We start from the raw sequence: 10,766 nt of genomic DNA on the forward strand, positions 1-10,766 counted from the left end.
CACCGGGAGAAGATCAAGAGCCGGGTGAAGGAGAAGAAACACCGGAAGAAGATCAAGAGCCGGGTGAAGGAGAAGAAACACCAGGAGAAGATCAAGAGCCAGGTGAAGGAGAAGATACACCGGGAGAAGATCAAGAGCCGGGTGAAGGAGAAGAAACACCGGAAGAAGATCAAGAGCCGGGTGAAGGAGAAGAAACACCAGGAGAAGATCAAGAACCAGGTGAAGAAACAAGCAATAAGGTAAATCTACCTTCCGAAATGTTCGATTATTTAGGTGAAAAAGGAATTTCAACAATCAATTTAACTCAAATTGCAGCTACAGATATTACAGTAAATGTAGCGAAAGAGCAATTAGCAAAATTGATTAAAGAAAATAAAGATTTGCAAATTGAAAATCATTCTGTTGCATTATCTATTCCACACGCTTTATTAAAAGATGTAACAAATGAAATTTCAGTTAATGTAAAGAAAATGGCGACAATTGATAGTGCGAAGAGTGATGTTTATGACTTTACAATTATGATTGATGGTAAAGTGAAACATCAATTTGATACACCAATTACTTTAACATTTGTAGTGAATACCGAAAATGTAAAAGATACTAATTTGTTAAAAGTGTTCTATTGGAATGAAGATACAGAGAAATGGGAGTTAATTGGTGGAGAATATCGTGATGGAAAAGTTATTGCAACTACAAATCACTTTAGTACTTTTGCTGTATTTGAAACAAGTGTCAATGAAGAAGATCATACTGAACAACCTCAACCTGTAGATGAAGGTAACAAAGAAGAAAATAATACAGGTAAAGAAATGTTACCAAATACTGCTACTAGCATGTTTAATTGGTTAGCTTTCGGGGCGTTATTATTACTGTTCGGTTTGATAATTGGAATGGTAAGGTATCGCAAAAATTAACAAAAGAGAACAAGGTGTCAGTTTAAACTGTCACCTTTTCTCAATGGAGTAAGGTAGTGGTTAAATGATGAAAAAATTATTATGTGTGGCTGTAATTTTAATTTTGTTCGGTTGTTCTGATGAGAGTCCAGTAGATTCGTCAGCAGAAGAAATAACAAATAGAGAATTACAAGAAGAATTAAAAATTGCAGAACAACGATTAGAAGAATTGAAAATAGATAATGGTAAATTACAAATGGAAAATCACCAATTAAAGAAAGAAAATGAGAGTTTAAAGAAAAGAGAATAAGAAAAGGTATAGAGGCATGCTGAAGAGTATTGCCTCTTTTGTTATGCTAATGATAGTCTTTTAGATTTTTATTAAAACTTTTTTACATCCGATTTCGTTTAACAATACGAGGTGACAATAATGCCAGAAGATCAACAATTAATTAAAGAAATCATGCAAGGTAGTCAAGCGGCAATGGAAGTATTAACAAGAAAATATTATCAACAAATTTACGCTTTTGTTTATCGAAAAGTAGGGAATAAAGAGCTCGCATATGATTTAACACAAGAAATCTTTATCAAAATGATGCAGAAGCTTTCTTTATACAAAAATACAGGTAGCTTTAAAAGTTGGCTTTATACTCTGGCAGTCAATCATTGTAGAGATTATTGGCGGAGTAAGAAACACAAGGAAAAAGAAAAAGAAACAATACTTGATGATGCGATAGAAAATGATAAAAGCAATGTACCATATATTTTTGAGAAGAAAGAAACACGTGCTCAAGTAAAACACGCTATCCTCCAATTACCTGAAATGCAACGAGAAGCAATTATTTTAAGGTATTACCATGATAGTACGATGAAAGAAATTGCAGAGATGACTGATGCAAATATATCTACAGTGAAATCAAGACTAAAACAAGGATTAGAAAAACTTGCGAAATACTTAGATAGAGGTGAACCATATGAGAAAAAAAACCAACGATATTGAACAGTTAGAAAAGGAATTGGAGAAGTCCTTTCAAGCTTTTGATGTGGAATTGCCTAGTGAACTTGAAATGATGCAGACAATTAAAGTATTGAGGCAATATGTTCCAAAAGAAGAGAAGAAGATAGATAAAATCAGAAAAATTTTATCACATTCAACGAGAGAGATTAGCTATTTCTCCAAGCTTTTTTGGGTTTGCAATATGGCTATGTCCATTGCAATAGCTATTATTACCTTCTTGTATCAAGTGGATCCATACCTAATGATGTTAATTGTTGCACCAATTCCAATGCTATTCGGAGTTGTAGAAATAGCAAAACGTACAAATAAAGGGATGCTCGAATTAGAATTATCTTTTACGTATAGCTTACATGAAATTTTATTAGCAAGAATGGTTATTGTGGGCTGCCTCAATATAGTAATTAATCTGTGCTTAACTATTGTTTTTCTATTATTGAGACAGGAAGTGAACGTGTTGCAGTTGATGCTTTATTGGTTGACACCATTCACTGTCATTGCAGCAATTCTTTTGTGGATATTTTCTAAAGCCAAACCGATAATCTCTATTATTTCAAGTATCGTTATTTGGTCATGTTTTATTATAACTATTTCTATTGAAGACATACGTGAAGAATTAGAAATGATAAATGGATTATTTTATATAGCGATTATTGTAATCGCATCGATTTATATTGCATGGAAAATGAAGAATATGTATGAAAGGAATTGGACATATGAGCTTATTAGTGAGTAATTTGACAAAAGTATTTGGAAAAAAACAAGTATTACAATCATTAAATTTGGAATTTACTACTGGAGTATATGGTATTTTAGGTGCAAATGGTTCAGGAAAGACGACACTGATGCGAATTATAGCAAATGTGATGAGGCCGTCAGAAGGGAATATTTACTATGATGGCAGAGATATCACAATCATGGATCATCAATACCGTGATTTAATCGGTTATTTACCCCAGCATGTTGGGCTATATAAACAATTTACAGCAGAGAAATTTCTTCATTATATTGCAACATTGAAAGGACTGTCGAAGAAAGAAGCGAAAGTAAAGGTGAAAGAAACGTTAGAACTTGTCGGATTATATGACAGGAGAAAAGAGAAAGTAGGTAAATTCTCAGGTGGAATGAAAAGACGAGTGGGTATTGCACAAGCACTGTTAAATGATCCTAAAATATTAATTGTGGATGAACCTACTGCAGGACTTGATCCGAAAGAACGAATTCGGTTTCGAAATTTACTTTCTACTATTGCATCCAATCGGATTGTTTTATTATCGACACATATCGTTTCAGATATCGAGTTTATTGCAAAAGAAGTGATTATTTTAAAAGATGGTAGATTAATTCAAAAAGAATCTCCACAATTGTTACTTAAGGAATTAGAACAAAAAGTATGGAAAGTGATAGTGTCTAATGAAATGGAAATCCCAGCATTCCAACAATCCTATAAAGTTGGTAATATTGTAAAAACAGAAGCAGGAATGGAACTTAGAATTATCAGCGATACAATGCCATCCCCACATGCAGTTGCGGTACAACCAAATTTAGAAGATTTATATTTGTATTATTTCGATGAGGAGGTAGCATAAATGGCGTTGTTTCAAATGGAATTATACAAACTATTTAGTCAAAAAATAATCTATATTGTCTTTTTTGTTCTTGTCTTATTTTCAACTGGTTTTACTTATTATCATGGTGCGGCAGAGGAAAGGGAAGTGTATCAATCTTTTGAAGGTACTATCACAGAAGAAAAGTTAGCGATAGCGCAAAAGGAAGTAGAAGTGTTAAATGAAAAATTGTATGCAGAAGAAGGTATACAATTAACTGATAATGAATGGACATTGATGGGTGTCTATGAATCTATCACATATGGTTCCCAAATAGAGCAAAATAAAGTGGAACTTATTCAAGAGTTAGATGCGAAGAATAGTATTGCTGCAAAACATGAAAAAAGTATGCATGAGCAAATTGATACAAGTTACTTTGCATATAATAAGGGGCCAATAGAGACAATTGATTATGCAAGCTTTTTTTCTATTATGATAACTGGTGCAATGTTGTTAATTGGACTTGCTACAACATTTACACAAGAGCATTATACAGGTGTAGACAATTACATATTAAGTGCGAAAAAAGGAAGGAAGCCGATTGTGTATGCAAAGTTAGCAGCTGCTTTTGTGTATACTGTCGCTGTTGTACTTGGTTGGGAAATTTTTAATCTTATTTGGAATGGAATTCAATTTAGTCATAATGGATGGGATACTGCCATTCAATATTCTTTTAAATATTATTTCTCTCCATTTAGTTTTACCATGCTTGAATTTCATTTAATAGAATTAGGGTTTCATTTATTGGGTGCATGTGCGTTTGCCTTTACGATTGTACTTGTTTCTGCACTTTGTAAAAATTCATTTGTATCGTTAATTATTAGTGGAAGTATTTTTGCTGTACCTTATTTCTTAATGGAAGCAGTCGATTTACCAAAAGTCCTTGAACACATGTTGCAATTTTCCTTTTTGTATGTGATGAATGTAGAAAAATTCTTTAGTTCTTATCAAGCAATAGAACTATTTGGTGTGATTGTATTATATGCAATTCTAGCGGTTATTGTAATGATAGGGGTATTATGTGTTGTTCCGTTTTGGATTAATCGAATAGTGAAGCGGAAAGAAGTGGTTTCTTAGGTTTTTATTTAATTTTAGGTGGTAGGGGGAATCTCTTTGTCGTGTGAGGAATCCCTGCGTGGCTGTGAGTAATTCCTGTGTGGCGAGAGGAATCCCTGCGTCGAGCAGGGAATTCTGGTATTTCCACTTTTATTTTTCACATCACATCATTTAATGCTGCTGCTTTTTCTGTTAGTAATTTTGATGAGTTTGCTAGATTTTGATAATCATTGGTAGTCTGTTGAATTTGTTTTTTACTTGAATCTAGATTGTGATCCATTGTATTGATACCATTTGCGATATGTTCAATTTCATTTGTGATATTTGTAATATTTGTATTTACTTCTGTGATGGATTCTTGTACCATTGTAGATAATTTGCGAACTTCTTGTGCGACAACTTGAAATCCTCGTCCGTGTTCCCCAGCTCTTGCTGCTTCAATTGCTGCATTTAACGATAATAGGTTAGTCTGTGAAGCAATCTTTTTGATTGTTTCTACAACTTTTTCAATTTCTCTCGCTTTTTCTTGTAAAATTGTTAGCGTTTGTGCATTTTTATCAGAAATATGGTTGATTTCCATTAATTTTTGTTTTAACTCTTCTTGATTTTTCAATCCATTTGCTGCTTGTTCAGATAGTGTATGTGCTGTTTGTTGTAATTCTTTAGCCAATCCTTCCATATTAGTTTGTCTTTCAGTAATATCTGTCGCAATTTTTAGTACACCGATTACACGATTGTTTTCTATTATAGGCATGTAAGTCGCTTCGAGCCAGATAGATTCTCCCATTGCATTTTTTCGGTTAATTTTGTCTTGGTGTGCTTCACCATTTAGTAGCTTTCGCCAAAATTCTCTGTACTCTATACTATCTGTGAAAGTAGGAAAACAAAATTCTTTATGATGTTTACCTATCAATTCATGCGGATGATTGTATTTCATCACATGTGCAAAAAGTGAGTTGACTTCTACTACTTTACAGGATCGATCAAATTGAATCATGGCTAGATTTTGATTAATTGTTTGTAATTTCAATTCATTTGTGACAGAGTTTTTATTTAATATATCTAACATCTATTGTTCCTACTTTCATTTGTGTATATTGTATAATTTTTGTATAACTATATCACACTTCCTTTTATATATAGAACAAATTTGCTCCATTTTTGTCGAAAATATAATTTTAAATCTATATAGCGAACAAGAGGACATGAGGGTATGATAGAAACTTGATTATCTTCTGTGAATTGTGCAACTATAATGTAAAATGATATAGAAAAGAGAAGGGATATGTAATATTATGACAACGATTCTAATTGTAGATGATGACCATCATATAGTAACGATTGTGAGTGAATATCTAATTCAAGCAGGCTACAAGACAATGACAGCAAAAGACGGTATGGAAGCATTGCAACAATTAAAGAGGACATCGTGTCAGTTAGTCATTGTAGATGTGATGATGCCATATATGAATGGTTATGAATTAACGAAAGAAATAAGACAAAATTATGATATCCCTATTATTCTGCTTACGGCTAAAGGTCAGATTAGCGATAAGGAAATTGGTTTTAAATCAGGTACAGATGATTATTTAGTGAAACCATTTGAGCCTAAAGAATTGCTCTTCCGAATAGAAGCATTATTAAGGAGATATAATCAGTCTGAGGATAAGTCCATAATAAAAATCGGAAATACCATCATTAATAAAGCTAGCTATGAAGTACAAGTGAATGAGAAGACTTTATTGTTACCATTAAAGGAATTCGATCTTCTATATCATTTAATGTCACATCCAATGCAAGCATTCTCTAGAGAACAATTAATCACTTATATATGGGGCTTAGATTTTGCTGGAGATGATCGGACAGTGGATGTACATATAAAGAGACTTAGAGAACGTTTTGCAAATGTAAGTAAAGATTTTTCGATTAAAACCATCCGTGGAGTTGGTTATATGTTAGAGGTTCGAAAATCATGAAGTCCTTATACGTGAAATTTGTTGTGATGACAATTGGCATTATGATTAGTAGTGGCATTCTTGCATTTTTCATTTCCAATGGCTATTACCAAATAAAATTAAAACCATTTAATGATGAAAAAAATACAACGATTGCATTGGATATTGCTACATTTCTTGAAGAACATCCAAATATCGAATTAGATGCTTATTTAAATAATGTCGCATCAGTTGGCTATCAATTTTATCTTGTAGATGAAGAGAAGGTGGGAAGTTACTACGGTGAGGATTTTCGTGAACAATATTTGGAGACATCTATTATAGATACCGTATTAAATGGAGAAATATATCATGGAATCGAAGAATTTCCTCAACAGACATTTGTGACAGGTTTTTTTGCGAATGAGTTGGCAAATACAATTGGTGTTCCTATTACACACAATGGTACCAGTTATGCGATGTTTATCAGACCAAATATTGACTTGTTGTTTAACGAAATGCACAGTTTATTTGCATGGATTCTTGCATTAACCATTGTATTTAGTATTCTGCTTGTGTTAGTAAGTACAAAATATTTAGTGAAACCTATAACAAAATTAACAAAAGCAACGAAAAGATTAGCAAATGGTGATTTTCAAGTGAACTTAGGTACAAAGAGGAAAGACGAGTTAGGCGTGCTAGCGCAAAGTTTCGAACGCATGTCTTACCAGTTAGAACAATTAGATGATATGAAAAATGAATTTATTTCGAATATCTCTCATGATATTCAATCACCACTATCTAATCTGAAAGGGTACACGAATTTGCTAAAAAAAGAAGATCTGGAGGAACAGGAAAAGATTGAGTATATCGGCGTAATGGATAGTGAAATTACCCGTTTGTCTACATTAACAAAACAACTTCTTTTACTTGCTTCTTTAGATCGAAAAGAAGCGATAGTTAATATGAGAACATTTGATGTTGCAGATCAACTGAAAGGTTTAATCAAAAGTTATCAATGGATGCTCGATGAGAAAGGAATCATGATTAGTTATTCACTACCAAGTACAAAAATATACGGAGACCCAGCATTGTTACATACAGTGTGGGATAATCTATTGTCTAATGCCATTAAGTATAATTATTTGAATGGTAGTATTGATATTAGCTTATGGGTAGAAGAGGCTAGTATGCTTATTCAAGTAAAAGATAGTGGTATTGGCTTAAATGAGAAAGAGTTAAATCGGATATTTGATCGTTTTTACAGAGCGGATTTGGCAAGGACGAGAACAATGGAAGGCACAGGTCTTGGTCTATCAATTGTTCGAACAATAATTGCCTTACATAATGGTGATATTTCTGTCAGTAGTAAGGAGAAAGAGGGAACAACATTTGTTATTTCTTTACCGATAGATAATCAATGATGTCACAAGTTTTTCATTGTTCGTTCATCTTCTGTTCATATTGCTATCTTATGCTTAATAGTGTAAAAACCGCAATACGAGGAGGAACGAAGATGAATATCGGGTGGAAGGAAATAAAGAGAAACAAGCTAAAGTTTTTTATTATCGGATCCATTGTTTTTCTTGTTAGTTTATTAACATTTATTATTTCAGGTCTAGCAAGTGGATTATCACAGGATAATGCTGCGCTTATTAAAGATATGCCTGATGGTGAATTTTATATGACAGAAGAAGCAGAAGAAACCTATACTTTTTCGAAAATAGACAAAGAAGTTCAAACAGAGATATTAACAGAACAGAAGGATGCTGTTGCATTCTCTATCCAAATGGGCTTCTTTCATGATGATAAGGATAAACAAAGAAGTGTCGCGTTTGTTACATCAACAGAATCTACGCTTTTTGAAACTGTTCATAATGGAGAAATTATTCTGGATCAATCACTTGAGAAAGAGGGCATCCGGATTGGTGATCGACTTACGAGCGAACAATTTAGTGGAGAATTTATTGTAAAAGGGTTTGTTAATCAAAAGAAATTCAGCCATGCTCCTGTTGCTTACATTAGTAACGAAAATTTTCAAGAGATGTATCGAACAGAGTCGATGCAATTTCTATTTTTGCCTTCTGGAACAATAAATGAAGACCTTGGATTACAAGTATTTAATAAAGATGAATTGTTACAGACACTCCCAAGTTATCGTGCTGAACAAATGTCACTCAATATGATTATTGCGTTTTTGATTATAATTAGTGGTCTATTGTTCGCGATATTCTTCTATATGATGAATGTACAAAAGATTGGGCTATATGGAATCTTAAAAGCAATAGGTATAAAAACAAGAACATTATTTACAATGATGTGGACACAAATGATTATCATTACGATTATAGCTTTGGCTTTATCAACGATATGTAGTCAATTATTTCAAGCATTTGGTCCAAGCGAAATGCCTTTTTACCTAACTACAGAGGCAACTATACAATTATCGATCATTTTCTTTGTCGTTGGTTTTATTGGTGCAACAATCTCAGCATTGCAAATCAAAAAAGTAGAGCCATTACGTGCGATACAGCAAGGAGAGATGTAACGTGTCTGTATTTACTCTAAACAATATTCGTAAAACATTCCAAAATGGTCAAGTGAAGGAAGAAGTATTAAAGGGAATTAATTTGTCTCTAAAGCAAGGTGAAATTACTGCATTAATGGGTACATCAGGATCTGGAAAAAGTACGTTATTAACGATTGCTGCAGGCTTACAGCAAACAACTGATGGTAGTGTACTATTTGAAGGAAATAACTTGGTCTCTATGTCGAAAGAACAAGTTCGAAAAATTCGTGCAGAGAAATTTGGTTTTGTCTTTCAATTTGCACATCTCGTGCCATTTCTTACTGTGGAGGAACAGCTATTTTTAATGTTGGATATCGCAGAATCCTCATTAAATAAACAAGCAAGAAAGAGAGAAGTAGACCGAGTATTTGATTTAATCGGCATGTCACATCGAAAAAACGCATTACCTGCTTCGTTATCTGGAGGGGAAAAGCAGCGTGTTGCAATAGGACGTGCCATCATCCATCAACCAAAGATATTGTTTGCAGATGAGCCAACTGCGAGCCTTGATTCTGAACGGTCTAAGGACATTATGTTATTACTGAAGGACTTATCCAAAAAATTACAGATTACGACATTGATGGTGACACATGATGAAGAAATGCTTGCATATGTGGATAAAGTAGTAAAAATGACAGATGGGAAAATTAATTTATTGGAATAGGTGGAGAGCTCTTGATGTAGAATCAAGGGCTTTTTTCTTAGATGATTATATCATCATCGATTTGTACCTTATCGTGGTTCCTTTATTTTTTTGATTCATTCCAGTCACTATGTTTCTAAACGGGAGTTTTCGTTTTTATCTAAAAATCATCGAGAAAACCCCATCTTAAAGCCGTAGTTAGCAGAAGCGAGCGAAGGTAAGTGACGGTTATTTCAAAATATGTATAGTTTTTGTATATGTGTTTGTGATAAGATAACAAAATTACTATATAATTGGATATTCATAACAATCTGTTAGTAAAGTTAGTGGTAAGGGGAGTGTGTATATGTTGGAAGTGTCGGAAGAGTTTACTTATGGAGAATTAAAGAAAATGGCCTTTACAGATGAGTTAACACAATTACCTAATTATCGGCATTTTAAGTATAGTTTTAAACAATTTATTCATAAATGTCAGGAAACGGAGTCTGAATTTGCAATTATTTTTATGGATGTCGACAAATTTAAAACGATTAACGATACATATGGTCATCTTATAGGTGACCATATACTTTGTCAATTTGCCTTTAGGTTACAGCAAGTTGCTAGGGAATATCATTTGCATGTATATAGAAAATCAGGAGATGAATTTCTGATTTTGGTAGATGATGTCTCTATTTTGTTAGAAATGTTAAGAACGATTCAGTCTGCCTTTCGTCGCATGTTTGTTGTACAAAACATTCCAATTTATTGTAATATAAGTATGGGATATAGCGTCTATCCTAGACATGGTACGACAGAATTTGATTTAATTCGCGTCGCAGATAAGAATATGTATGCGAATAAATCAAGAGACGCAATACGCTCTTAGTTTTGAATCCAAATAATGTATACAGTAATTATGGCACACATGAAATGAAACAAATTTTTAATAATTAGTGAGAGTTACCAATGCTCCATTTATCGAGGTGCAATACATACATGAAAATAACAAGAAGAATGAATTGGAGGGTACTCCTGACTTTAATCTTATTCCTAATATTTTTATCAGT

12 protein-coding genes are annotated in these 10,766 nt (G+C 33.2%); 11 read left to right on the forward strand and 1 reads right to left on the reverse strand.

Annotated elements, in window-relative coordinates:
• The 6 genes from ACFOZ1_RS02510 to ACFOZ1_RS02535 form a co-directional block, all read left to right on the forward strand.
• Nucleotides 1-914, forward strand: a 914-nt coding sequence (locus ACFOZ1_RS02510; protein ID WP_390195486.1) for an LPXTG cell wall anchor domain-containing protein, incomplete at its 5' end; no start/stop codon positions are given.
• 67 nt (nt 915-981) lie between these two features.
• The gene (locus ACFOZ1_RS02515; protein WP_390195488.1) at nt 982-1,203 is read left to right on the forward strand and encodes a hypothetical protein; all 222 of its coding nucleotides are present in this window, start codon (nt 982-984) and stop codon (nt 1,201-1,203) included.
• Nucleotides 1,204-1,323: 120 nt separating this feature from the next.
• Nucleotides 1,324-1,893 (forward strand): RNA polymerase sigma factor, encoded by a 570-nt coding sequence (locus ACFOZ1_RS02520; protein ID WP_390195491.1) that lies wholly within the window; start codon nt 1,324-1,326, stop codon nt 1,891-1,893.
• A complete protein-coding gene (locus ACFOZ1_RS02525) occupies nt 1,868-2,644 on the forward strand; it encodes a TMF family protein (protein WP_390195494.1) in 777 nt (258 codons plus the stop codon). Before ACFOZ1_RS02520 ends, ACFOZ1_RS02525 begins: the two co-directional genes overlap by 26 nt.
• A complete protein-coding gene (locus ACFOZ1_RS02530; protein WP_390195497.1) occupies nt 2,625-3,497 on the forward strand; it encodes an ABC transporter ATP-binding protein in 873 nt (290 codons plus the stop codon). Before ACFOZ1_RS02525 ends, ACFOZ1_RS02530 begins: the two co-directional genes overlap by 20 nt.
• Entirely contained in the window at nt 3,498-4,592 is a 1,095-nt protein-coding gene (locus ACFOZ1_RS02535; protein ID WP_390195500.1) for a hypothetical protein, read from the forward strand.
• Between the two features lie 136 nt (nt 4,593-4,728).
• Here ACFOZ1_RS02535 and ACFOZ1_RS02540 read toward each other — a convergent pair whose 3' ends face one another.
• Nucleotides 4,729-5,640, reverse strand: a complete 912-nt coding sequence (locus ACFOZ1_RS02540) for a methyl-accepting chemotaxis protein (protein ID WP_390195503.1) — start codon at nt 5,638-5,640, stop codon at nt 4,729-4,731.
• Between the two features lie 226 nt (nt 5,641-5,866).
• Here ACFOZ1_RS02540 and ACFOZ1_RS02545 point away from each other — a divergent pair, with 226 nt between their 5' ends.
• From ACFOZ1_RS02545 to ACFOZ1_RS02565, 5 genes are all read left to right on the forward strand, one after another.
• Complete coding sequence (locus ACFOZ1_RS02545; RefSeq protein ID WP_390195506.1) at nt 5,867-6,547, forward strand: response regulator transcription factor; 681 nt, start codon at nt 5,867-5,869, stop codon at nt 6,545-6,547.
• On the forward strand, nt 6,544-7,929 hold the full coding sequence (locus ACFOZ1_RS02550; RefSeq protein WP_390195509.1) for a sensor histidine kinase: 1,386 nt from the start codon (nt 6,544-6,546) through the stop codon (nt 7,927-7,929). The genes ACFOZ1_RS02545 and ACFOZ1_RS02550 overlap by 4 nt, the downstream gene beginning before the upstream one ends.
• Nucleotides 7,930-8,021: 92 nt before the next feature.
• Nucleotides 8,022-9,053 (forward strand): ABC transporter permease, encoded by a 1,032-nt coding sequence (locus tag ACFOZ1_RS02555; RefSeq protein ID WP_390195511.1) that lies wholly within the window; start codon nt 8,022-8,024, stop codon nt 9,051-9,053.
• A 1-nt stretch (nt 9,054) separates the two neighbouring features.
• The gene (locus tag ACFOZ1_RS02560) at nt 9,055-9,738 is read left to right on the forward strand and encodes an ABC transporter ATP-binding protein (RefSeq protein ID WP_390195514.1); all 684 of its coding nucleotides are present in this window, start codon (nt 9,055-9,057) and stop codon (nt 9,736-9,738) included.
• 325 nt (nt 9,739-10,063) lie between these two features.
• Nucleotides 10,064-10,585 carry a GGDEF domain-containing protein gene (locus tag ACFOZ1_RS02565; RefSeq protein ID WP_390195517.1) on the forward strand — a complete coding sequence of 174 codons (522 nt, stop codon included), beginning with the start codon at nt 10,064-10,066 and terminating at the stop codon, nt 10,583-10,585.
• Nucleotides 10,586-10,766: the final 181 nt, after the last annotated feature.

The organism is Gracilibacillus marinus (assembly GCF_042651725.1).
Classification (GTDB): Bacteria; Bacillota; Bacilli; order Bacillales; family Amphibacillaceae; genus Gracilibacillus; species Gracilibacillus marinus.

Coding starts and splice junctions, on each gene's coding strand:
- ACFOZ1_RS02530 (WP_390195497.1), top strand. CDS start 2,625: ATGAGCTTATTAGTGAGTAATTTGACAAAAGTATTTGGAAAAAAACAA.
- ACFOZ1_RS02545 (WP_390195506.1), top strand. CDS start 5,867: ATGACAACGATTCTAATTGTAGATGATGACCATCATATAGTAACGATT.
- ACFOZ1_RS02555 (WP_390195511.1), top strand. CDS start 8,022: ATGAATATCGGGTGGAAGGAAATAAAGAGAAACAAGCTAAAGTTTTTT.
- ACFOZ1_RS02515 (WP_390195488.1), top strand. CDS start 982: ATGAAAAAATTATTATGTGTGGCTGTAATTTTAATTTTGTTCGGTTGT.
- ACFOZ1_RS02520 (WP_390195491.1), top strand. CDS start 1,324: ATGCCAGAAGATCAACAATTAATTAAAGAAATCATGCAAGGTAGTCAA.
- ACFOZ1_RS02550 (WP_390195509.1), top strand. CDS start 6,544: ATGAAGTCCTTATACGTGAAATTTGTTGTGATGACAATTGGCATTATG.
- ACFOZ1_RS02565 (WP_390195517.1), top strand. CDS start 10,064: ATGTTGGAAGTGTCGGAAGAGTTTACTTATGGAGAATTAAAGAAAATG.
- ACFOZ1_RS02540 (WP_390195503.1), bottom strand. CDS start 5,640: ATGTTAGATATATTAAATAAAAACTCTGTCACAAATGAATTGAAATTA.
- ACFOZ1_RS02535 (WP_390195500.1), top strand. CDS start 3,498: ATGGCGTTGTTTCAAATGGAATTATACAAACTATTTAGTCAAAAAATA.
- ACFOZ1_RS02525 (WP_390195494.1), top strand. CDS start 1,868: ATGAGAAAAAAAACCAACGATATTGAACAGTTAGAAAAGGAATTGGAG.